Origin of the sequence: Kitasatospora sp. NPDC059795, from assembly GCF_042732175.1 — a bacterium.
Classification (GTDB): Bacteria; Actinomycetota; Actinomycetes; order Streptomycetales; family Streptomycetaceae; genus Kitasatospora.
Map to the genome: position 1 here is coordinate 205,648 of NZ_JBHWID010000015.1, position 22,590 is coordinate 228,237.

Consider the following 22,590-nt stretch of genomic DNA (forward strand, 5'->3'; position numbering starts at 1 on the left):
ATGGCTTCGCGTGTGACGCCCGGTGCCTCCGGGGCGATTCGGCGGTTTGCCGGGTGGCTCGCCCGGGGGTCGGTGGGGCATCCGATGTTGGCGGGGATCGACTACTGGGAGGAGCTGCGGGATTCGCCGTCGCAGGCGGAGATCTGCTTCGCCATCTTCGTGAACGTCCTCGAACTGGACGCGCAGGGGGAGCCGGTCAACGAGAAGTACGCCGAGCGACGGGCGGCGACGTGGCTCTACCAGTACTGCACGGGGGAGTTGCCGCCGGGCGAGGCCGCACTGGAGGCATGGGAGTGCGAGCTGCACTGACGTCGATCGTCAAAGCGGGCCTGCGGCACCGGTGTTGAGGCCGGGAGGGCGCGTGGAAAGTCGATTGCGCGTGGCGGCGGGGCGCTCGTAGCGTCCGGATGTGCATCACACCTACCCTCCCTTGAATGTCCAGGTACGGACGCCGCGGCTGACGCTCGCCGGGGCGTCGGACGAGTTGCTGGAGCGGCTGGTTCCGGTGGTACGGGCGGGAGTTGCCGATGCGCCGCCGTGGCCGTTCGACGATCCGATGTCGTTGTACGCGGACAACCCGCCGCGCGAGTGGCAGTGGCTGCGGGCGATCTGGGCGGGGCGGGCGCGGGTGAGCGAGAGCTTCTGGCGGCTGTACTTCGTGGTGCTGGTGGACGGCGAGCCGGTCGGGATGCAGGACCTGGTGGGTTCCGACTTCACCAGGTTCGGAGTGGTGTCCTCCTTCTCGTGGCTGGCGCCCGGACGGCGCGGGGCCGGGATTGGGAAGGAAATGCGGTCGGCTGTCCTGCACTTGGCGTTCGCGGGGCTGGACGCGCGTGAGGCCGAGAGCGACGCCTTCGCCGACAACCACGCGTCCAACAAGGTGTCCCGCACGCTGGGCTACGAGCCGAACGGCACCACGTGGGACACCCGTCGCGGCGAGCTCGCGCCGATCCAGCGCTGGAGGCTGACGCGGGACGCCTGGGAGAAGGGCCGCCGCGACGACATCGAACTGGTCGGCGTCGAGGAGTGCCGGCCGGCGCTGGGCCTCGGCTGAGCCGTGATCAGGCGTCCGCCGGGGCGGCGGCCGGCAGCTCGGCCGCCGACCGGTGGATCACCGGCGCGACCGGAAACCTCGGCCGGCACCTGGTCCGCGCGCTCGACGCGAGGGACGCCGAGCTGCGCCTGCTGGTCCGCGACCCGGCCCGCGCGGCCGCGCTGCCCGCCCGCGCCGAACGCGTGGTCGGCGGCCTGGGCGAACCGGCCGCGCTGGAAGGCGCGTTGGCGGGCGTGGAGAAGATGTTCCTGCTCACGCCGGGCATCGGTGCCGCGCACACCGAGCACGCCGTCGCAACGTCGTCGCCGCCGCCCGGGCCGGAGGGAGTGCGGCACCTGGTGCACCTGTCGTCCGCCACCCTGCTGGGCGGGCAGAGGGACGTGCTGGGGCGCCGGCACCACGCGCGCGAGGAGATCGTGCGCGCCGGCGGCGTCCCGGCCACCGTTCTGCGGCCCGGAGGATTCATGACCAACGCCCTGGAGTGGGTGGGGACGATCGGCGCGGAGGGCTACGTCCTGGACCCGGTCGGTCCGGGCCGGATCGCGCCCATCGACCCTGCGGACGTCGCGGCCGTCGCCGCCAAGGTCCTCACCGAGGACGGCCATCGGGGCACCGAGTACGTGCTGACCGGCGACGAGTGCCTGACGGTCGCCGAACAGGTGCGGATCCTCGCCGCAACCCTCGGCCGCAGCATGGCCGCAGCATCGAGGTCCGTACGGCACGCACACCCGGCGAGGCCGTCCGGGCGCGCTTCCCGGGCGGCGCGCCCCGGGCACCGGCCGACGCCCTCGGCGAGGGGTTCAGGCTGATGCGGGCCGACACCGTGGGCCTGCGCACCGACACCGCGGAGCGGGTGCTCGGACGCCGTGGAGCGGCTGCTCGGGTGCCGGCCGGGTACGTTCGCCGTCTGGTGCGTACGCAACGCCGACGCATTTCGACCGCCGAACCCGTCCTGACGGGCAGAAGAGGTCGACAAGTGCCCGGGGATGAGCAACTCCGGTCGGTCGCGGGCACGGAAGCGACAGGCCGGAGTTGCTGTCCCGTCAGGACCGCCCTGCGGAGAGGTAGTGCTCCAGCTGCTGCTGGTTGACGACCAGGCGCAGGCACAGGTGCCGGAACTGTGCGAGCTCCTCCGGCGTGAAGCCGCGGAAGATCGCCGACATGGCGCGCTGGGTGGGCAGCCGGAACGCGTCCAGCCACTCGCGGCCGGCGGGGGTGACGGTGACGCGGACGGAGCGCCGGTCCTCGGGGTGCTGGACGCGGCGGGCCAGGGACTCGCGTTCCAGGGTGTCGACCAGGCCGGTGACGTTGCGGGAGCTGACGCCGGCCGCCCGGGCCAGTTCGCCGATGGTCAGACCGGCCTCGTCGGCGTTGCCGAGCCGGGTGAGCAGGTCGAGGGCCCCGGCGCTCAGCCCGCGGCCGCCCGCGCCGTGGGCGCGCAGCCGGTCGACGGCCTGGGAGGCGGAGCGGACGGCGGCGGCGGCCTCCAGCGCAAGGGTGTCGTCGCCGAGGGCGAAGGCGCGCATCGAGTCGCGCACGCCGGGGTCGTAGAGGTGGCCGTCGGGGTCCTCGGCAAGGGTGGGTTCGGGAGCGGATGAGTTATGTACGTCCTTCAACATGAAGCAGTACCCTAACTGCCGCGGGCCTTCCGGTCCACCCCTGACCGAAAGGCGCTGTGCGATCAACAGCCCATAACAGAAAGCATCTTGACGACCGCTGCGATGCGTTCCGCCGTTCGGCGCAGCGACGCGCCGCCGGGGGTGCAGTGGGCGCGCGGGAAGACCGGAGTGCTCGCTAGCGTCCGAAGCCGAGAGGATGTCGGGGCCGAACGCCGCACCAAGCAGCACCGAGCCGCGGCAGGCCGCGCCGGGCCGCGCCGGGCCGTCCCAGGCCCCGGGGCGCCGCCCGGGCCCGACCGTCCGATCGACCACCGGATCGAGCTGTCGAGTGCTGGGAGAGTGCGCGTGGCCGTGACACCGCCGCCCCCCGGGGCCGCCGGGGGCCCCTCCGCGGCGGACGGCCCGCCGCCCTACCGCCGGGGCGCCGTGCGGGCGGGCCCGCCGCCGGGCGAGACGCACTCGCCGACCGGCCGGGCCTCGCTGGTGGCCGCCGCGGCGAGCGCGTTGCTCGTGCTGGCGATCCTGCTCGGCAGCCGGGGGCTGCGGGACTTCGACTCGGCGCTGGTGCCGTACGCGGTCGCCTCGGTGTTCCTGACCTTCGGCGTGGTGTACCGCTACACGGTGTGGGTCTCCGCCCCGGCCGCCCGCCGGCTGTTCGTGGAGGGCTGGCGCGCCGCGCTGTCCTGGGAGAACCTGCGAAACTCGCCGACCGCGCTGCCGAGGATGGCGGCCACCTACCTGGGCTTCCAGAAGTTCCTCGGCGCCCGCTCGCACGCCCGCTGGGCCGCGCACCAACTGATCTTCTGGGGCTGCCTGTTGGCGGCAGCCATCACCTTCCCGCTGACCTGGGGCTGGTTCACCTTCACCTCCTCCAGCGCGAGCGGCCCGGGCTACGAGATGCGGCTGTGGGGGCTGAAGCTGTTCGGCTTCGACTCGGGCAGTTTCCTCGGCTGGGCGCTCTACCACGGCCTCGACCTGGCCGCGGTGATGGTGATCGGCGGCGTCGGCTACTTCCTGTGGCGGCGGGTGCGGGACCGGGCGGCGACCACCGGCCAGCGCTTCGGCTACGACTTCCTCCCGCTGCTGGCGCTGCTCACCATCTCGGTGACCGGCCTGCTGCTGACCTTCTCCGAGATGTTCCTGCACGGCGGGGGCTACGAGTTCCTGGCGATCCTGCACATGGTGTCGGTGGTGCTCACCCTGGTCTACCTGCCGTTCGGGAAGTTCTTCCACATCGTGCAGCGCCCGGCCGCGGTCGGCATGCAGCTGTTCAAGTACACGACGCGGCGCAGGGGTTCGGACGCCGAGGAGCTGCGGGTGTGCCGCCGCTGCGGGCAGCCGATCGACACCGTCGCCGCCGTCGACAACCTGCGCGCCACCATGCGCGACCTGCGGCTCGGCTTCGACGAGTGGGCCGAGTACTGCCCGCGCTGCAAGCGGGTGCTGCGCGGCTCCGCGTACCTGTCGAGCGTCAAACGAGGCTTCAAGTGACCGCCGATGTCGAGCGAGGGCCCAAGTGACCGCCGAGCACGTCCCGTTGGACCCGAGCGTCGCCCCGCTGGGGACGCGCAGCTTCCGCGACGCGGGCGGCCTGCCCGCCGCCGCCTGGCGGGCCGACCAGACCGAGCAGACCCTCGTCCCCACGCACTGCTGCTTCTGCGGCATCCAGTGCGGCATGTACCTGCGGGTGGACGGCCGCGGCAAGGTGTTCGGGGTGGAGCCGCGCAACCACGACATCAACCGAATGCGCCTGTGCCCCAAGGGAATCAACGCCTACCAGCAGGTCAACCACCCGGACCGGCTGACCGCGCCGCTGATGCGCCGGGACCGCAACCAGCCGCTGCGGGAGGTGAGTTGGGACGAGGCGTTGGAGTTCACGGTGGGACAGATCGGCCGGATCCAGCGCGAGCACGGCCGGGACGCGTTCGGGATGCTCGGCGGCGCCAGCCTGTTCTCCGAAAAGACCTACCTGGTCGGCAAGTTCGCCCGGGTCGCACTGCGGACCCGGCACGTCGACTACAACGGCCGGCTGTGCATGGTGAGCGCCGCGGGCGCCAACAAGCTGGCCTTCGGCATCGATCGGGCGGCCAACCCGTTCGCCGACATCCTGCAGACCGACTGCCTGCTGATCGCCGGGTCCAACGTCGGCGAGTGCTTCCCGGTGCTGACCCAGTACGTGTGGGGTGCCCGGGACCGCGGCGCGACGCTGATCGTGGTCGACCCGCGGGAGACCGCGGTCGCCCGCACCGCCGACATCCACGTCGCGCTCAAGTCCGGTACGGATTCCGCCTTTTTCAACGCGGTGCTGCACGTGATCGTCGAGGAGGGGCTGACCGACGAGGCGTTCCTCGCGGCGAACACCACCGGCTGGCCGGAGGTGAAGGCCGCCGTCAAGGCGTACCCGCCGAGCCGGGCCGCCGGGATCTGCGGCGTCCCCGCCGAGCAAATCGTCGACGTGGCAAGGGCGTTCGGCCGGGCGCGGCGGGCGATGGGCTGGCACGCGCGCGGCATCGAGCACCACACCCAGGGCGTGGAGAACTGCCTGACCGTCATCAACCTGTGCACCGCCACCGGCAACCTCGGCCGCCCGGGGGCCGGTTACGGCACGCTGACCGGCCAGGGCAACGGGCAGGGCGGCCGCGAACACGGCCAGAAGTCCGACCTGCTCCCCGGCGGCCGCTCCATCAACGACCCGGCGCACCGCCGGCAGATCGCCGCGATCTGGGGCATCGAGGAGGCCGAACTCCCGCCCGCCGGAACGTCGATGATGGAAATGGTGTGGCAGATGCAGCGCCAGGAGATCCGCGGCCTGATCGGCGTCTGCAACAACCCGTTCGTCTCGCTGCCGAACTACGCGGTGGTGAAGGACGGTTACGACAAGCTGGAGTTCCACGCCCAGTTCGACTTCTTCCTCTCGGAGACCGCGGCCAACGCGCACGTGGTGTTCCCGGTCACCACCTGGGCCGAGGACGAGGGCGTGATGGCCAACGCCGAGGCCCGCGTCGTCAAGCACAACAAGGCGCAGGAACCCCCCGAGGGGGTGCGCACCGACACCTGGGTGATGTGCGAACTCGCCCGACGCCTGGGCGTGGGAAGCAAGTTCGCCTTCGTGGGATCGCGCGAGGTGTTCGACGAACTGCGCCGCGCCTCGGCCGGCACGGTGATCGACTACTACGGCATCACCTACGAGCGGCTGGAGCAGACCGGCGGCCTGGTGTGGCCCTGCCCGGGCCTCGAACACCCGGGCACGCCAAGGCTGTTCGAGGACGGCAGGAGCTACCACCCGGACGGGAAGATCCACCTCCAGGCGGTCGAGTGGCACCTGCCCGCCGACCCGTACGACGACGAGTTCCCGATGACGCTGACCACCGGCCGCACCGTCGCGCACTTCCTGTCGGGCAACCAGACCCGCCGGCTGGGCGCGCTGGTCGAGCAGACGCCGCGTCCGTGGGTGGAGGTGCACCCCTCGCAGGGCTTCCGCAACGGCGAGCCGGTGCGGGTGGTGACCCGCCGCGGCAGCGAGGTGCTGCCGGCGCTGGTCACCGAGGCGATCCGGCCCGACCACGTGTTCGTGCCCTACCACTGGCCGTACCCGGTGGCCGCCAACGAGTTGACCATCGACGCCCTCGACCCGCGCTCGAAGATCCCCGAGTACAAGGTGTGCGCGGTGCGGATCGAACGCGCCCGGTCCGTCGACGAGGTGCCCGCGCCGCCCACCCCGCCGGGCCGCGAGGCGTACCCGGAGGCCCAGGCGTCGCGGACCGACCCGCTGCCGCCGACCTCGCCGCAGGGCCGCGGCACCGGAGAGAGGGGCTGAACCGCGATGCTGGGACGCACCATCTTCATCGACCCGGGCCGCTGCATCGGCTGTCAGGCCTGCGTGTCGGCGTGCCGCGAATGCGACTCGCACCGCGGCAAGTCGATGATCCACCTCGACTACACCGACGAGGGCCGCACCACCGCCTCGATGCCCACCGTGTGCATGCACTGCGAGGACCCGGTCGCCCCGTGCGCCGAGGTCTGCCCCGCGGATGCGATCCTGATCACCGCCGACGGCGTCGTCCACGAAGCCGACCCGACCCGCTGCATCGGCTGCGGGAACTGCGTCAACGCCTGCCCGTTCGGCGTGCCCAAGATCGACCTCGCGGCGAAGCTCCAGATGAAGTGCAACCTCTGCTACGACCGCACCTCCTACGGCCTGGCCCCGATGTGCGCCACCGTCTGCCCGACCGGCGCCCTGTTCTACGGCACCGTCGAGGAGTTGCAGGCCGAACGGCCCGGCGTGGACGTCTCCACCGCGTTCACCTTCGGCGCCACCACCGTCTCCACCGGCGTCGCCATGGTCGTGCCGCCCGAGCGCCGCGCACCCGTCCCCGGCGGCCTGCTGAACCTGATCGAGGTCAACGGGCGTCCCACGCCCGGGAACGGAGCCCCGGCGTGACCAGCCCCACCGACCCGCCCGAGCCGGACGGCGCCGAGGACCGACACCGGGCCGAACAGGCCGCGCTGCGCGAACGGATCAGCGCCGACCCGCTCACCACCCGCCGCGACTACCTGCGGATCGTCACCACCGTCTCCGGCGGCCTGGTGGTCGGCTCCACCGTCGTCTCCGCCGGCGTGCTGCACCGCCACGGCGACGGCAGCGCACCCCCGTTGAAGGTCGCCGACCGGCTGGAACGCGGGCAGGCGGTGAGCTTCGACTACCCCGGCGAGGACGACCGCGCGATGGCGATCCGGCTGCCCGACGGCACCCTCGTCGGCTACTCCACCGTCTGCACCCACCTCGCCTGCGGCGTGCTCTGGCGACGCGACCACGGACCCGAAGGCGACCTCTACTGTCCTTGCCACGAAGGGAAGTTCGACTCCCGCACCGGCGTGGTGACGGCCGGACCGCCGCCCCGGCCGCTGCCCAAGGTCATCGTCGTCGAGGACGGCCAGGGCGCGGTCTGGGCGATCGGCACCGCCCGCTCCGGCGAGGACGAACAGGCGGGCCTGTGCCGGGGCCTGCGCCAACGCAACCCGGCACTGGCGGACGCCGCCGGCTGCCCGAACCGGAAGAGCGGCCAATGACCCATCAGCGCAGCGAGTCGACCGAACGCGGGGGCGTCCGGTGAGCCACTTCCCGGAGGGCTACCACCCCGGCAGCGACGAGCCGCGCCTCAACCGGCCCCTCCACGAACGCTATCCGCAGATCCGGCCGACCTCCGGCTACGCCGACGCCCGGGTCACCGCCACCGGCCCCGGCCCCGGCGCGGGCACCGACCAGCAGCCGGAACGCTCCGCGATCCTCTCCGCCCGCGTCGGGCTCGCCATCACCGTCGTCATCGGCCAACTGTGGGCCCTCACCGTCGCCACCGACGCCTGGATGCGCGGCGAGATCGCCACCGCCTGGTGGTCCACCGGCTTCAGCGCCGCGTCCTTCCTGGTCGTCCTGCTCGCGTGGCGCGTCACCCCGTACGACCGCTGAGCGCACCACTGCGCACCACAGCGCACCGCCGCCCACTGCCGTTCACCGCTGCCCGCCACTGGCCGCCGCTGCCCGCCGCTGTCCGCCGCTGAGAGTGCGGTGCCCGGAATGTGGTGATACCTCTCGAAGGACCTGTGGAAAGGGAGCTCCCGATGGACGACTATCCGTTGCTCAACCTGTTCTGGACCATGCTGTGGTTCTTCCTCTGGATTCTCTGGCTCTTCCTGCTGTTCAAGGTCGTCACCGACATCTTCCGCAGCCACGACATGGGTGGCTGGGGCAAGGCCGGCTGGACGGCCTTCGTCATCCTGCTGCCCTACATCGGCGTCCTCGTCTACCTGATCGCCCGCGGCAAGTCCATGGGCAACCGCGACCGGGCACTCGCCATGCAGGCCGAGAGCGGCTTCCAGGACTACATCCGCAAAGCCGCCGGCACCGAGAACCGCGACGCCGGACCGCGACACGTCGACGAACTCGCCCGGCTCGCCGACCTGAAGAACAGCGGCGCCATCTCCGAGGACGAATTCCGCGCGGCCAAGGCCAAACTGCTCGCCTGAGAACCCGCCGAGAGGCGGGCGGGAGGAGGACCCGCGGGGTGCCGGACACACCACTGACACCCGAGGTGTTCGACCGTGCCGTCGTGGCGATCGCCCTGACCGCCGGCCGCGAACACCGCCTGGTGTACACCAACGACGCGTTCCGAGAGCTGTTCGGCGACCGCCCGCTCGGCATCCCGGCCCGTGAGGTGTTCCCGGAACCGGGCGCCGAGCGTTTCGTCGCCACCCTCGACGCCGTCCTCACCTACGGCATCGCCCGACAGGTCACCGCCCCGCGCACCCTGACCTGCCCCGAAGGCGGCACCGTCCACCGGCACTTCGTGTACTCCTGCTCGCCCGCCGGCACCGCTGGGGGCCCCGGCATCCTCGTCGCCGCCATCGACACCACCGCCGAACTGCACTCCGCCCTCGAAGCCGAACGCCTCTCCGTCGAACGCCTGCAGACCCTGCGGCGCTACGAGGCACTCATGTCCGCCGCCTCCCAGATGGTGTGGCTGGTCCACACCGACGGCACCGCCGACGAACTCGTCCCCGGCTGGCAGGCCCTCACCGGACAGCCGTTCCCCGAAGCCGCCGGCACCGGTTGGCTGGACGTCATCCACCCCCAGGACCGCGACGAGGTCGCCGCCCGCTGGGCCGACGCCGCCCGCGACCTGCCCACCCCGTTCGAACACGTCTTCCGGATCCGCGGCCGGGACGGCGGATACCGGCACGTCCGCGCCCGCGCCGTCCCCATCCTCCGCGACGGCGGACCCGCCGAATGGATCGGCACCACCAGCGACATCGAGGACCAGTGGCGCAACCGCCTGCGCGAACGCCTGCTCGCCCGGGCGGGCGCCGTCACCGAGGCCGAACGCGCCGACGACGCCTTCGCCGCCCTCGCCGCCACCCTCGTCCCCGACCTCACCGACGTGTGCGCCGTCTACCTGCTGCGCGAACCCGACGCCGCCGGCGGCGACGTCGTCGCCACCCGCGTCGCCGCCGTCGCCCGCCCCGGACTGCCCCCGCTGCCCCCCATCAACCGGCAGACCTTCACACTCGGCGAACGCGCACGGAAAGCGGTTTCCGACCGCACCCCCGTGGTGATCGAATTCGGTCACGGCAGCGTCCCCGGCGGCAGCCTCCCCGAGATCTCCGTCCGCTGGCTGATCCGCGCCCGCGCCACCAGCCTCACCCTGCTGCCGATCGTCGTCGACGGCGCCGTCGTCGCCCTCGCCGCCACCGCCGACTGCGAAGGCGCACCCCCGCCCGGGCCCGCCGACATCGACCTCCAGCACGAAGTCCTGCAACGCGCCCAAGCACCCCTGCGACAGGCCCTCGCCCTGCAACGCGCCCGACACACCGCCGTCGTCCTGCAACGCGCCATGCTCACCACCCCGCCCCGGATCGGCGGCGCCGACCTCGCCGCCCGCTACCGCCCCGGCAGCCGCAACGCCGAAGTCGGCGGCGACTGGTACGACGCGTTCACCCTCCCCGACGGCTCGCTCGCCATGACCATCGGCGACGTCGCCGGCCACGACCTCGCCGCCGCCACCACCATGGGCCAACTCCGCGCCATGCTGCGCTCCATCGCCTACACCCGCCCGCACGGCCACACCCCCGCCGACACCCTGCGCGAACTCGACACCGCCGCCGAAGGACTGGGCCTCGGCACCTTCGCCACCGCCGTGCACGCCCGCCTCACCCGGCACGGCGCGGACGGCGCCTGGGAGGTCGAGTGGAGCAACGCCGGCCACCCGCCGCCCGTCCTCGTCCCCGTCACCGGCCCGCCCCGGCTGCTGGCCGCGGAGGACGCCGACGTCCCGCTGTGCGTCGACCCGCGCCGCCCGCGCGTCACCCACCGCGACCCGATAGGACCCGGTGAAACGCTGCTGTTCTACACCGACGGCCTGGTCGAAGTGCCCGGCGAACACCTCAACGAGGGCATCGCCCGGCTCTGCGAAGCCGCCGCCGAAGCGCGCCACCGCCCGCTCGCCGAGCTGTGCGAACACCTCACCGGCCGGGTCGCCGACGTCCGCGACGACATCGCCATGATCGCCTTTCGGCCCACGCCGGCGACCCGCTCGACCTCGACGACCCGGTCCGGCCCGACCGGCCGCGCCACCCCGACCAGCCATGCCACCACGACCAGCCATGCCACCACGACCACCCGCTCCGCCACGACCACCCGCCCCGGCCCGGCCACCCGGCCCGCGCAGGCCCGCCCGACAGGAGACCTGCCGCGATGAGCACCCGCAACAGCGACACCGACCACGCCCGCCGCGACGCACCGGGCGACGACGACCCGGCGCTGCTCGACGCCGTCTTCACGCAGGCCCCGCTAGGCCTCTACCTGCTCGACCACGACCTCCGCCCGGTCCGCCGCAACGCCGTCGCACGCGGCGGCGACACCGGGATCGGCGGCCACTGCGCCGGCGACTTCGCCCCCGGCTACGACGCCGCCGAACTCGAAACCCTCGCCCGCCAGTCCCTCCAGGACGGCGAATGGATCCGCGACCGCCTGATCCGCGGCCTCGCCCCCGGCGACCCCAGCAGCGACCGGGTCGGCGCCGTCTCCTGCTTCCCGGTCGAATCCCCCACCGGCCACCGCTACCTGCTCGCCATCATCGAGGACGTCACCGAACGGCAGGCCGCCCTCGACCGCCTCGACATCCTGCACACCGCACACCGCCAACTCGGCGCCTCCCTCGACGCCATCGGCTCCGCCGAGGAACTCACCGACGTCGCCGTCCCCCGCCTCGCCGACATCGCCACCGTCGACCTGCTCGACGAACCCCTGCGCGGACTGCCGCCCCACGCCGGACCCGTCGACCCCGCCGCCCCGCTGCGCCGCGCCGCCTTCCGCGCCACCCGCGGCCCCGGCCGCGGCATCGGCGAGAAGGGCCCCGTCCCGCAGGGCGAACTGTCCACCTACGGCGCCCCCACCCCGTACAGCCAGGTGCTCCACGACGGACGGGCCCGCCTGGTGCGCGGGCTCCGCGGCGACGAGGACTGGCTGACCGCCGACCCCGCACGCGGACGCCGGCTCACCGGACTCGGCGTGCACTCGATGATCGTCGCGCCGCTGACGGCCCACGACACCGTGCTCGGCCTGCTCACGCTCTACCGGGACCGGCGCACCGACCCCTTCGAACAGGCCGACCTCGACCTCGCCGTCGAACTCGCCTCGCGCGGCGCGCTGTCCATCGACAAGGCCCGCAGCTACGCCCGCGAACGTTCCATCGCCACCACCCTGCAACGCCAACTCCTGCCCAAGGAACCGCCCGAACTGAGCGCCGTGGAGACCGCGCAGGTCTACCTGCCCGGCGTGGTCGGGCCCGGCGGCGACTGGTACGACATCGTCCCGCTGTCCGGCGCCCGGGTCGGCCTCGCCATCGGGAGCGTCAACGGCACCGGCATCGAAGCCGCCGCACTGATGGGCCAACTCCGCACCGCGCTACGGACCTTGGCCGTGCAGGACCTGTCGCCGGACGAGCTGCTGGTGCGCCTCGACGAGACCGCGCGGGTGCTGACCGACGAGCAGCGCAACACCCTGCCGCCCGGTGCGGACCGGCTGCCGGACGGCCTCGCGTCCTGCCTGTACCTGGTGTACGACCCGATCGCGCGGACCTGCGTCGCCGCGTCCGCCGGACACCCCGGGCCGGTGCTGGTCGGCCCCGACGGCGAGGCGCTTCCGTTCCCCGTCGAGCTCGCGCTGCCGCTGGGCTGCGGCGACAAGTGCTACGAGACGACGACCCTCGAACTCGCGCAGGGCAGCGTGCTGGCGCTGTACACCGGCGGGTTGATGTCCGGTCGGCCCCGCACCGGCGCATCGGGCGTATTGGGCGCATCCGGCGAGGCGGGCGAGGCGGGGGAGCTGGGGGAGCGGTTCGGGGCGCGCCGGGCCGTGCTGGAACGGGCGCTGGCGCGGGCCGGGGAGGAGGAGCTGCGCGAACTGTGCGACCGGGTGGTGTACGCGCTGCTGCCCGAACGGCAGCGCGAGGACGCCGTGCTGCTGCTGGCCCGCACCCGGGCGCTGCCGGACGAGCAGGTCGCGGTGTGGACGCTGCCCGACGACCCGGCAGTGGTGCGCACCGCCCGGCGGCTGGCCGAACACCAGCTCGCCGCCTGGGGGTTGGAGGAACTGGACTTCGTCACCGGCCTGATCGTCAGCGAACTGGTCACGAACGCGATCCGCTACGGCGTGCCGCCGATCAGGCTGCGGCTGATCAACGACCGCGGCCTGATCTGCGAGGTCTCCGACGCCTCCGCCAGCACCCCGCACCTGCGGCGGGCCAAGAGCACCGACGAGGGCGGCCGCGGGCTGTACATCATCGGGCGGCTGGCGCAGCGCTGGGGCACCCGGTTCGGCCGGCACGGCAAGACCATCTGGGCGCAGCAGGACCTGCCGGCCGACCGGCCTTAGCAGGCAAGGGAGTTCGACGGCCGGGCGCGCCGCGGAGGTACTTCGCGGGCGTGCTCCGCGGAGGTGCTTCGGGGTGTCGCCCGGTGGGGGCCGTCAGGGGCGGGCCTTGGGGGCGTTCTCGGCGGTCTTCGCCGGGTCCGACACCGCGACGGGCGACAGGACTTCGTCCATCCGGGCGAGCAGCTCCGGCTCCAGCTTCACGCCGGCGGCCTTGGCGTTCTCGGTGACCTGCTCCGGCCGGGAGGCGCCGATGATCGCGGCGGACACGTTGGAGTTCTGCAGCACCCACGCGACGGCCAACTGGGCCAGCGACAGGCCCGCCTGGTCGGCGAGCGGGCGCAGCAGCTCGACCCGCTCCAGCACGTCGTCGCGCAGCCAGCGGGCGACGAAGTTCGCGCCGCCCTTCTCGTCGGTGGCCCGGGAGCCCGCCGGGGGCTGCGCGCCGGGCCGGTACTTGCCGGTCAGCACGCCCTGCGCGATCGGCGACCACACCACCTGTCCGATCCCCAACTCCTCGCAGGCGGGGACGACTTCACCTTCGATGACCCGCCACAGCGCGCTGTACTGGGGCTGGTTGGAGACGAACGGGACGCGCAGCTCGCGGGCCAGCGCGTGGCCGGCGCGGATCTGGTCGGCCGTCCACTCGGACACGCCGATGTACAGCGCCTTGCCGGAGCGGACCACGTCGGCGAACGCCTCCATGGTCTCCTCCAGCGGCGTGGACGGGTCGTAGCGGTGCGCCTGGTACACGTCCACGTAGTCGGTCTGCAGGCGGCGCAGCGAGGCGTCGATCGACTCCATGATGTGCTTGCGGCCCAGCCCGCGGTCGTTGCGGCCGGGACCGGTCGGCCAGAACACCTTGGTGAGGATCTCCAGCCCCTCGCGGCGCTCGCCCTGCAGGGCCCGGCCGAGGACCGACTCGGCGCGGGTCTCCGCGTACACGTCGGCCGTGTCGAAGGTGGTGATGCCCGCGTCGAGGGCGGCTCGGATGCACGCGGCCGCGGTGTCCTCCTCGACCTGTGAACCGTGGGTGAGCCAGTTGCCGTAGGCGATTTCACTGACGATCAGGCCGCTGCGGCCCAGGTGACGGAATTCCATGATCTGTACGGTACGTCAGCCGACGGCTCCGGTGGGTACCATCGCCGTGCCGCGGGAACCGGGAGCGGGCCGGTGCGTGCGGGCGTGCCGGCGTCGACCCCGACGGCGGCGCGGAGTGACGACCTGGACGAGGACGACAGTGAGTCTGTGACGGTATGGCCGGCGGGGGCGGGCGGACTGTCCCGACCGGAGAAGAGGAACCGTGACCCACCCGCAGGCGATGCCCGTCGTGCGCAGGCCCGCCGACCGGGCGCCCGAGCCGGCCCGGTGGAACCGGCAGCGGCTGCGCAGCAACAACGAGTGGCTGCTGCTGGAACTGCTGCGCACCGGGGGCCCGTCCTCGCGGGCCCAACTCGCCCGTGACACCGGCCTGTCGAAGCCGACGGTGTCCGCGGCGCTGGGCTCGCTGGAGACGGCCGGGCTGGTCCGGGAGGCCGGCACGCTGGCCCCCTGCCGGGGCCGCACCGCTGTGCTGTACCGAGCCGACGCGGGCGCGGGGTACGTGCTCGGGATGGACATCGGCCGGGCCCGGCTGCGGGTCGCCGTCGCCGACCTGGCGGGCCGGGTGGTGGCCCGCCGGGACGTCCCGAACCGGGCCAGGACCGGGCCGGGCGTCGCGGACGCGCTGGTCGCCACCGCCCGCGAGACGCTCGCCGACGCCGCGGCGGCCGAGGGCGGCGGGGTCGGCGGGGGCGGCGGTGGCCTGGGTGTGGGCTGCGGGTCGGTCGAGGGCGGTGTGGTGCGGGCGGTGATCGGCAGCCCCGGCGTGTGGGACGAGCGGCGGCGGGTGATGCGGCACGCCGCGCACCTGCCCGGCTGGGCCCGGCCGGGCCTGTTCGACCGGATCGCGGACGGCCTCGGCATGCCCGTGCAGGTCGCCAACGACGCCAACCTGGCTGCCCTCGGCGAGTACACCTACGGTGCGGGGGCGGGCAGTTCGGTCTTCGCGTACCTGCTGGTCGGCACGGGCGTCGGGGTGGGCCTGGTGCGGGACGGCGAGTTGTGGACCGGTGCGCACGGGGCGGCCGGCGAGATCGGCATGCTGCAACTCCCCAGACCCGTCGGCGATCTGACGGTGCGTCAAGATGTGTTGCTGGAAGAGGTGGTGGCGGCCGACGCGGTGGTCGGCGAGGCGTGGCGGCTCGGACTGACCAGTGTCCGCACCGCCGAGGAGGTGTGCGCGGCGGCCCGGGCCGGCGATTGGGCCGCACGGGAGGCGATATCCCGGCAGGCGCAGCAACTCGCCTTCGCGGTGGCCGTGGTGGCGGCCGTCGCCGACCCCGATCTGCTCGTGCTGGGCGGCGGGCTGGGCCGCAGCGCGGACCTGCTGCTGCCGCTGCTGGAGGAGGCCCTGCACCGCACCTGCGAGCTGCGGCCCAGGGTGGTGGCGAGCACGCTCGGTGAGGACGCGGTGCTGCTGGGTGCGGTGGCGACGGCGCTGGAGGCGGCCCGGCTGGAGGTGTTCGTGCGACGCACCGCCTCGGCGTGAGCGCGCTGGTGTGTTCGTGGCTTTCCGGGTGGCATTGCGGGCGGCCCTCCGGGTGGCATTGCGGGCGGCTTTCCGCTGGCGGGGAAGGGGCGGAGGTCGCCCCGCAGGGGCCTTTGGGCCCTACCGGAGCGGCCCGCCGGAGGCGCACGCTCAAGCCAGGGACACGTGCAACGCGACGATGGATGCGGCGAGGAGTGATCCGCGATGGTCGAGTCGACGGCTGGTACGAGGGGCGGACCGGGGGCGGCACTGAGCGTGCAGGAGCTACGGGTACTGGTGGCGGCGGCCGGCGCGGCGCCCTCGCTGCACAACTCCCAGCCCTGGCAGTTCCGGGCGACCGATGACGGCCACGGCGTCCTGGTGTTCGCGGACCCCGACCGGGCCGTCCCGGTCGCCGACCCGGACGGCCGGGGCATGCTGCTGTCGGTCGGCGCGGCGCTGTTCAACCTGCGGGTCGCGGCCGCCCGGCAGGGCCTTCCGGTGGACGAACTGGAACTGCTGCCCGGACCGTTCGACGCGCACTCCCCGGTCGCGGTGGTGCACTTCGGGCCGCGCGGAGTCCCGTACGAGACAGCCGAGTTGGCGGGAGCGATCGCGCTTCGGCACTCCAGCCGGGAACCGTTCAACAACCGGGACGTGCCCGAGTCGGTGGTCGGTGAGCTGATCGCGGCCGCCGCCGCCGAGGACGCCGTCCTGGACGCGCCGGAGGAGGCCGAGACGCGCCGGGTGCTGGCCCTGGTCGCCGAGGCGGAGGCCCGCATCGTCGCCGACGCCGCCCGCCTTGCGGAGACCGGTAGTTGGCTGCGCGGCGAACCCTCCGCCGACGGCATCCCGGTGGCGGCGCTCGGGCCGCAGGACCACGAAGCCCGCGTCCCCGTACGGGACTTCACCGGGCACGGCCCGGTCCGCTCGCAACGCTTCGAAGCGCTCCCGCAGTTGGTGACGATCTCCACCCGCGGCGACACCCCGGCCGACTGGCTGCGGGCCGGCCAGGCCATGGAACGCGTCTGGCTGGTGGCGACCGCGCACGGCGTCCGGGTCTCCGTGCTCCACCAGGCCGTCGAACTTCCGGACACCCGGTGGCGGCTGCGCAACCCCGAATCCGGCGTCGGCACCGTGCAGTTGGTGCTACGGATCGGCTACGGGCCGCGCGGGTCGGACACCCCGCGCCGCGAGGTCGAGGAACTGCTGGGCGGCAGCGTCCCGGCGTCCTGAGCCCGGTTGCTCGATTGCCCGGTGGGTGCCGGGTGCCGGGTGCCGGGGGCCGTGGTCAGCGGGTGGCGGTGGCGAGTAGGGCGGTGTGGGGGAGGGCCAGGGTGCCGTTCGGGGTGCGGAAGGTGGTGGCGAGGCGGTTGTAGTGGCGGTGGGCCTTGTTGCGGGTCTCGGGGGTCTGGGCGAGCAGGGTCAGGCCGATGGTGGCGACGCCGGAGGCCGGGCCTGCCCACCAGTCCTCGGCGGTGGTGCGGTGGTCCCAGGAGAGGGTGCGGCAGGCGGCGTCCTGCAGGCCGGCGGTGGTGAGGAGGGCGGCCAGGCCGTCCGGGGTGCGGGGGAAGTCGTCGGCCGGGTCGAGCGGACCCAGGTGCGGCGGACGGACCGCGCCGGCGGCCTGGAGGGCCTGCGGGATCAGCGTCTGGCCCGGGCCCGGGGTGCCGGACCAGATGGTCACGGCGAGGCGGCCGCCGGGGCGCAGCACCCGGCGCAGTTCGGCCAGGGCGAGCAGCGGGCGGCCGACGTGGTTGAGCGCGAAGTTGGCGACCACCGCGTCGAACTCGGCGTCCGGGAAGGGGAGTTCGGGCAGCGCTGCGAGTTCGATCCGGGCGGACGGGACGGCCCGGCGGGCGAGTTGGACCATGCTCGGCTCGGCGTCCACCGCGGTCACCTCCGCGCCGCGGGCGTGCGCCGCCGCCGCGACCGTGCCCGGGCCGGTGCCCACGTCCAGCAGACGGGTTCCCGCGCCGAACACGCCTGCGGCGTCGAGGAGTTCCGGCACGGTGTGGGCGCACAGCCGTCCGAACGTCGCGGCGTAGGCGTCGGCCCGCCCGGCCCAGGCCGTGCGTTCGTTGGCGTCGAAACTCGTGGTGGACGGCATGCTGGTTCCCCTGGACTCGTCGGTCGGTGGGTGATCATAGCCCGGCCGGGCGGGGCCGCTCAGGCCCCGCGGCACTGCCACGTACCGCACTGACGCATCCGTTCACCGAGGTCGTCGGGGTGGCGGGGGTGGCGGGGATGCCGGGGTGTTTTGGGGCGAGTGCCGCGTGGGTGAGGCGGAGGGTCGGGCCGAGGTGGGCTCCGTGGGCCACCAGCCAGTCCTGGGCGGCGCGGAAGCCGCTGGGCCCAGCGGACTCTGCCGCCGCTGCCGGATTCTGCTTCCGCAGCCACCGACAAATTTTTTTGTCTTGACAGGTTTTCCGGTCGGCGCGATGCTGGAGTCGTCCCCGGAAGCCGCCGGGGCGCCTGGAACGGAGGGTGGAGAGGTGTTGGATGTCGCAGTGATCGAGGAGGCCGCCGCGGCCGAGGCCTCGCTCGACCCGATACGGTCGCGGATCCTCGCCGCCCTCGCGGAGCCCGGCTCCGCCGCCATGCTGGCGGGCCGGTTGGGGCTGCCCCGGCAGAAGGTGAACTACCACCTGAAGGAGCTGGAGCGGCACGGCCTGGTCGAGTTGGCCGAGGAACGGCGGAAGGGCAACGTCACCGAGCGGGTGTACCGCGCCACGGCCGCCTCGTACGTGATCTCGCCGAGCGCGCTGGCCGCCGTCAGCCCGGATCCGGACCGGTCGCCCGACCGGCTCTCGGCCCGCTGGTTGCTGGCGCTCGGGGCCCGCCTGGTGCAGGAGGTCGGATCGCTGCTGACCGGCGCGGCCCGGGCCGGCCAGCGGGTGGCGAGCTTCGGCATCGACGCCGAGGTGCGGTTCGCCTCCGCCGCCGACCGGGCGGCGTTCGCCGAGGAACTCTCCCAGGCCGTCGCCGGCCTGGTCGGCCGCTACCACGACGAGACCGCGCCGCAGGGCCGAAGGCACCGGGTGGTCGTCGGCCTGCACCAGATCCCCGACCCGGCCCCCGACCCGGCTGCGGCCACCGACACCGACACCGACCGGCTCGACGCACCGCAGGAGAACCCCCGATGACGCACCCCTTCGAGATCGAGCAGGAGATCGTCCTGCCCGCAGACCCGGAACAGGTCTGGGAGGCGATCGCCACCGGGCCCGGCATCGAGTCCTGGTTCATGGGCCGCAACGAGGTCGACCCCCGCGAAGGCGGCACCGCCGCAATGGACGTCGGCGGCCACCGCGAGGAGGCGGTGATCACCGCCTACGAGCCCGGCAAGCGCTTCGCCACCCGGACGGGCACCGCGGACGACGGCCGGTTCATGGCCTTCGAGTACCTCATCGAGGGGCGCGAGGGCGGCAGCACCGTGCTGCGCGTCGTCCACAGCGGCATGCTCGGCGACGACTGGCAGGACGAGTACGACGCGCTGCGCCGCGGCTGGCCGTTCCACCTGCACACGCTGCGCGAGTACCTGGCGCACTTCCCCGGCCGCACCGGACGCCCGGTCTTCGCCGTGGCGCAGGCCGCCGGGCAGCCCGCGCGGGCCGCGCTCGCCCGCGCCCTGTCGCTGCCGACCGCCGCCGCCGTCGGCGACCGGGCACACGTCGAGCCGGCCGGACTGCCGCCGCTGGACGGCGAGTTGACGTGGTCCGACGAGGAGCGGTTCGAGATCCGCACCGTCGACGGGCTCTACACCTTCCACCACGGCGGCGGCCCGGTGCTGATGTTCCACCACCTCTTCGGCGGGGGCGTGGACGTCGCCGCGGCGGAGGCCGGGTGGCAGCGCTGGCTGACCGACGTCCTGGCGGCACCCGGGCGCACCGAGTACTGAAGCACCTCGACGACGAAGGAGAGCACCATCATGCGCACCCTGATCAGCACGGCTTTCATCTCGCTCGACGGCGTCGTGGAGGCCCCGGGCGGCGAGCCCGGTTACCGCAACGCCGGCTGGACGTTCAAGGACATCGAGTTCCTCCCCGAGGCGTTCGAGCTCAAGGCGCGGGAGCAGGAGGAGTCCGACGCGATCCTGATGGGCCGGGTCAGCTACGAGGCGTTCAGCCCGGTCTGGCCGGAGATGGCGGAGTTCGCGCGCTACCGGACGCTGCCGAAGTACGTCGTGTCGACCACCCTCGGCGAGGAGCAGCTGGTCGCCAACTGGGGCGAGACCAGCATCCTGCGCTCGCTGGACGAGGTCGCCGCGCTGAAGGAGACCGAGGGTGGTCCGATCATCGTGCACGGCAGCGCCACCCTGAACCAGGGCCTGTCCGACGCCGGGCTGATCGACCGGTACCACCTGCTGGTGTTCCCGCTGCTGCTCGGCGCCGGCAAGCGGCTGTTCAGCGCCACCGACAAGGACGCCCAGAAGCTGGCGCTGGTCGAGCACGAGGTCTACCGCAACGGCGTGCAGAAGCAGGTCTTCGACGTCGTCCGCTGAGTGGCCCGCCGAGCGGTCCGCCGCGCGGCGGAGCGGCCGGGCGGCCGGGCGGCCGGGCGGCCGAGCGGCAGGGCAACGCGCCACCGCCCGCCGTTGACGTCGGTCGGCGGCGGGCGGTGGCGCGTTGGCGTGTGTCGGCGGCGGTCAGCCGCGGGCGGTGCGGGAGCGGCGGAATTCGAGGGCGAGCGGGAGCAGGGAGATCACGACGATCACCGCGATGGCGGGGAGCAGGTAGTGGTCGACGTTGGGGATGGTGGAGCCGAGCGCGTAGCCGCCGAGGATCAGGCCGACGGTCCAGACGAGGCCGCCGACGGTCTGCCAGAGCGCGAAGGTGCGGGTGGGGACGCCGAGGGCGCCGGCCAGCGGGTTGAGGACGGTGCGCACCACGGGGACGAAGCGGGCCAGTGTGATCGCTTTGGCGTGGCCGTAGCGGGTGAGCAGCTCCTCGGCGCGCTGGGCGCCCTCGTGCAGGCGGCGGTTGCGGGAACGTTCCAGCAGGGCTCGGCCGCCCTTGCGGCCGAGCAGGTGGCCGACCTGGGCCCCGGCGAGGGCGCCGACCACGGCGGCGACCAGGACCTGCGGCAGGCTCAGGTGCGGGCCGGAGTGCAGGCCGGGCGTGCAGAGCAGGCCGGCGGTGAACAGCAGGGAGTCTCCCGGCAGGAAGAAGCCGATCAGCAGGCCCGTCTCGGCGAACAGCACGGCGGCGATGCCGAGCGCGCCGAAGGCCGCCAGCAGCGAGGATGCGTCGAGCGGATTGACCGCCAGCAGGACGGAGTGGGCGTACACGGCGTGGCCTCCGGGGCGCTCGGTGTCTACATGCGAGTAGACCGTCTACGCGACTGTAGACGATGTTGGTGGGGGAGGCGCAACCGCGGCCCGTCGGAAGCCGAAAATGCCGGAAGCGTCGGAAGTCGAAAGCGTCGGAAGCCGAAAACGCCGGAAGCCGAAAACGCCGGAAGGGCGCGACCGTGGTGGTCGCGCCCTTCCGGGGCGGTGGCGGTGGGGCCGTCAGCCGGCCTTGACCTCGTTGGTGAGCTGGGGCAGGACGGTGAACAGGTCGCCGACGACGCCGTAGTCGACGAGTTCGAAGATCGGGGCCTCGGGGTCCTTGTTGACCGCGACGATGGTCTTCGAGGTCTGCATGCCCGCGCGGTGCTGGATCGCGCCCGAGATGCCCGCCGCGACGTACAGCTGCGGGGAGACCTGCTTGCCGGTCTGGCCGACCTGGTTGGTGTGCGGGTACCAGCCCGCGTCGACCGCGGCGCGGGAGGCGCCCACGGCCGCGCCGAGCGCGTCCGCGAGGTCCTCGACCACGGAGAAGCCCTCCGCCGCGCCGACGCCCCGACCGCCGGAGACCACGATCGCGGCCTCGGTCAGCTCCGGACGCCCGGTCGACACCCGCGGCGTGCGGGAGGTCACCTTCGCCGCGCTCCCGCCGAACTCGACCGTCACGTTCTCCACGGCGCCGGCGGCCGGCGCGGCCTCGGGGGCGGCGCTGTTCGGCTTCACCGTGATCACCGGCACGCCGACCGTCACGGCCGACTTCACCTGGAACGACGCCGCGAACACCGACTGCGTCGCCACCGGACCGTCCGCGCCCTGCTCCAGGTCGACGGCGTCCGTGATCAGACCCGAACCCAGCCGCAGCGCGGTCCGCGCGGCGACCTCCTTGCCCTCCCCGCCGGAGGTGACCAGCACGGCGGCGGCACCGGACGCCTTCGCGATCTGGGTCAGCGCGTCGACCTTCGGCACGACCAGCAGGTCCGCGAACCCGGCGCCGTCCGCGACGTACACCTTCTCGGCGCCGAACTCGGCGGCCTTCGCGGCGATCGCGGCGGCCGCGTCGCCCGCGCCGAGGACGACCGCGGACGGGGCGCCCAGACGGCGGGCCAGGGTCAGCAGCTCCAGAGCGGGCTTGCGCACCGCGCCGTCGGCGTGGTCGACCAGGACCAGGATCTCACTCATGACTAACTCCGTATCCTTCGAAGGTTCCCGGCGGCCCGTCAGATGAACTTCTGCTCGGCGAGGTACGCGGCCAGCCGCGTGCCGCCGTCGCCCTCGTCCGTCACGATCACGCCCCGGCTCCGCGCGGGGCGGGCGGTGACCTCCGCGACCTTCGTCCACGCCCCGGCCAGACCCACCGCCTCCGCGTCGACGCCCAGATCGTCCAGGTCCAGCGCCGTGACCGGCTTCTTCTTCGCGGCCATGATGCCCTTGAACGACGGGTAACGGGCCTCGCCCGACTGGTCGGTCACCGACACCACCGCCGGCAGCGCCGCCTCCACGACCTCCGTCGCCGCGTCGCCGTCACGACGACCGGTCACCACACCGCCGGCGACCGACACCTCCGACAGCAGCGTCGCCTGCGCCACGCCAAGGCGCTCCGCGAGCAGCGCGGGCAGCACGCCCATCGTGCCGTCG

At 73.5% G+C, this 22,590-nt stretch carries 22 protein-coding genes; 16 read left to right on the top strand and 6 right to left on the bottom strand.

Annotation, left to right across the window (positions count from 1 at the left end; translation table 11 throughout):
• Positions 1-84: 84 nt before the first annotated feature.
• The 3 genes from ACFV4P_RS27925 (at position 85) to ACFV4P_RS27935 (ending at position 1,863) form a co-directional block, all read left to right on the top strand.
• The gene (locus ACFV4P_RS27925) at positions 85-309 is read left to right on the top strand and encodes a hypothetical protein (protein WP_380475634.1); all 225 of its coding nucleotides are present in this window, start codon (positions 85-87) and stop codon (positions 307-309) included.
• Positions 310-430: 121 nt separating this feature from the next.
• Complete coding sequence (locus ACFV4P_RS27930; RefSeq protein ID WP_380475636.1) at positions 431-1,054, top strand: GNAT family N-acetyltransferase; 624 nt, start codon at positions 431-433, stop codon at positions 1,052-1,054.
• Positions 1,027-1,863, top strand: coding sequence for an SDR family oxidoreductase (locus ACFV4P_RS27935; RefSeq protein WP_380475638.1), 837 nt, complete (start codon positions 1,027-1,029; stop codon positions 1,861-1,863). The genes ACFV4P_RS27930 and ACFV4P_RS27935 overlap by 28 nt, the downstream gene beginning before the upstream one ends.
• A gap of 234 nt (positions 1,864-2,097) precedes the next feature.
• Here the strand turns inward: ACFV4P_RS27935 and ACFV4P_RS27940 are convergent, their stop codons facing one another.
• Entirely contained in the window at positions 2,098-2,673 is a 576-nt protein-coding gene (locus ACFV4P_RS27940; protein WP_380475640.1) for a MarR family winged helix-turn-helix transcriptional regulator, read from the bottom strand.
• A gap of 351 nt (positions 2,674-3,024) precedes the next feature.
• Between ACFV4P_RS27940 and ACFV4P_RS27945 the strand changes: the two genes are divergently transcribed.
• From ACFV4P_RS27945 to ACFV4P_RS27980, 8 genes are all read left to right on the top strand, one after another.
• Positions 3,025-4,164, top strand: a complete 1,140-nt coding sequence (locus ACFV4P_RS27945) for an MFS transporter (RefSeq protein WP_380475680.1) — start codon at positions 3,025-3,027, stop codon at positions 4,162-4,164.
• 25 nt (positions 4,165-4,189) lie between these two features.
• Positions 4,190-6,490 carry a molybdopterin oxidoreductase family protein gene (locus tag ACFV4P_RS27950; protein WP_380475642.1) on the top strand — a complete coding sequence of 767 codons (2,301 nt, stop codon included), beginning with the start codon at positions 4,190-4,192 and terminating at the stop codon, positions 6,488-6,490.
• 6 nt (positions 6,491-6,496) lie between these two features.
• Positions 6,497-7,114 carry a 4Fe-4S dicluster domain-containing protein gene (locus ACFV4P_RS27955; RefSeq protein WP_380475644.1) on the top strand — a complete coding sequence of 206 codons (618 nt, stop codon included), beginning with the start codon at positions 6,497-6,499 and terminating at the stop codon, positions 7,112-7,114.
• The gene (locus ACFV4P_RS27960; RefSeq protein WP_380475646.1) at positions 7,111-7,743 is read left to right on the top strand and encodes a ubiquinol-cytochrome c reductase iron-sulfur subunit; all 633 of its coding nucleotides are present in this window, start codon (positions 7,111-7,113) and stop codon (positions 7,741-7,743) included. Before ACFV4P_RS27955 ends, ACFV4P_RS27960 begins: the two co-directional genes overlap by 4 nt.
• Positions 7,744-7,783: 40 nt before the next feature.
• A complete protein-coding gene (locus ACFV4P_RS27965) occupies positions 7,784-8,140 on the top strand; it encodes a hypothetical protein (protein WP_380475648.1) in 357 nt (118 codons plus the stop codon).
• Positions 8,141-8,292: 152 nt separating this feature from the next.
• On the top strand, positions 8,293-8,697 hold the full coding sequence (locus ACFV4P_RS27970) for an SHOCT domain-containing protein (protein WP_380475650.1): 405 nt from the start codon (positions 8,293-8,295) through the stop codon (positions 8,695-8,697).
• Between the two features lie 38 nt (positions 8,698-8,735).
• Positions 8,736-10,925, top strand: coding sequence for a SpoIIE family protein phosphatase (locus tag ACFV4P_RS27975; protein ID WP_380475652.1), 2,190 nt, complete (start codon positions 8,736-8,738; stop codon positions 10,923-10,925).
• Positions 10,922-13,102, top strand: a complete 2,181-nt coding sequence (locus ACFV4P_RS27980) for a SpoIIE family protein phosphatase (RefSeq protein ID WP_380475654.1) — start codon at positions 10,922-10,924, stop codon at positions 13,100-13,102. The genes ACFV4P_RS27975 and ACFV4P_RS27980 overlap by 4 nt, the downstream gene beginning before the upstream one ends.
• A 93-nt stretch (positions 13,103-13,195) precedes the next feature.
• Here ACFV4P_RS27980 and ACFV4P_RS27985 read toward each other — a convergent pair whose 3' ends face one another.
• Entirely contained in the window at positions 13,196-14,200 is a 1,005-nt protein-coding gene (locus ACFV4P_RS27985; protein ID WP_380475656.1) for an aldo/keto reductase family protein, read from the bottom strand.
• Between the two features lie 220 nt (positions 14,201-14,420).
• Here ACFV4P_RS27985 and ACFV4P_RS27990 point away from each other — a divergent pair, with 220 nt between their 5' ends.
• The gene (locus ACFV4P_RS27990; protein WP_380475682.1) at positions 14,421-15,689 is read left to right on the top strand and encodes an ROK family transcriptional regulator; all 1,269 of its coding nucleotides are present in this window, start codon (positions 14,421-14,423) and stop codon (positions 15,687-15,689) included.
• A gap of 204 nt (positions 15,690-15,893) precedes the next feature.
• On the top strand, positions 15,894-16,904 hold the full coding sequence (locus tag ACFV4P_RS27995) for an Acg family FMN-binding oxidoreductase (protein WP_073808414.1): 1,011 nt from the start codon (positions 15,894-15,896) through the stop codon (positions 16,902-16,904).
• A gap of 55 nt (positions 16,905-16,959) precedes the next feature.
• Here ACFV4P_RS27995 and ACFV4P_RS28000 read toward each other — a convergent pair whose 3' ends face one another.
• A complete protein-coding gene (locus tag ACFV4P_RS28000) occupies positions 16,960-17,778 on the bottom strand; it encodes a class I SAM-dependent methyltransferase (protein WP_380475658.1) in 819 nt (272 codons plus the stop codon).
• A 385-nt stretch (positions 17,779-18,163) separates the two neighbouring features.
• Here ACFV4P_RS28000 and ACFV4P_RS28005 point away from each other — a divergent pair, with 385 nt between their 5' ends.
• From ACFV4P_RS28005 to ACFV4P_RS28015, 3 genes are read left to right on the top strand one after another with little or no spacing between them, the layout of a single operon-like run.
• Positions 18,164-18,814, top strand: coding sequence for an ArsR/SmtB family transcription factor (locus ACFV4P_RS28005; protein WP_380475660.1), 651 nt, complete (start codon positions 18,164-18,166; stop codon positions 18,812-18,814).
• Positions 18,811-19,566 (top strand): SRPBCC domain-containing protein, encoded by a 756-nt coding sequence (locus ACFV4P_RS28010; protein ID WP_380475662.1) that lies wholly within the window; start codon positions 18,811-18,813, stop codon positions 19,564-19,566. The genes ACFV4P_RS28005 and ACFV4P_RS28010 overlap by 4 nt, the downstream gene beginning before the upstream one ends.
• A 30-nt stretch (positions 19,567-19,596) precedes the next feature.
• The gene (locus tag ACFV4P_RS28015; protein WP_380475664.1) at positions 19,597-20,169 is read left to right on the top strand and encodes a dihydrofolate reductase family protein; all 573 of its coding nucleotides are present in this window, start codon (positions 19,597-19,599) and stop codon (positions 20,167-20,169) included.
• Between the two features lie 144 nt (positions 20,170-20,313).
• Here ACFV4P_RS28015 and ACFV4P_RS28020 read toward each other — a convergent pair whose 3' ends face one another.
• From ACFV4P_RS28020 to ACFV4P_RS28030, 3 genes are all read right to left on the bottom strand, one after another.
• On the bottom strand, positions 20,314-20,955 hold the full coding sequence (locus ACFV4P_RS28020) for a DedA family protein (RefSeq protein WP_380475666.1): 642 nt from the start codon (positions 20,953-20,955) through the stop codon (positions 20,314-20,316).
• Positions 20,956-21,177: 222 nt separating this feature from the next.
• On the bottom strand, positions 21,178-22,134 hold the full coding sequence (locus ACFV4P_RS28025) for an electron transfer flavoprotein subunit alpha/FixB family protein (protein ID WP_380475668.1): 957 nt from the start codon (positions 22,132-22,134) through the stop codon (positions 21,178-21,180).
• A gap of 38 nt (positions 22,135-22,172) precedes the next feature.
• On the bottom strand, positions 22,173-22,590 hold a 418-nt coding region (locus ACFV4P_RS28030; RefSeq protein WP_380475670.1), incomplete at its 5' end, for an electron transfer flavoprotein subunit beta/FixA family protein.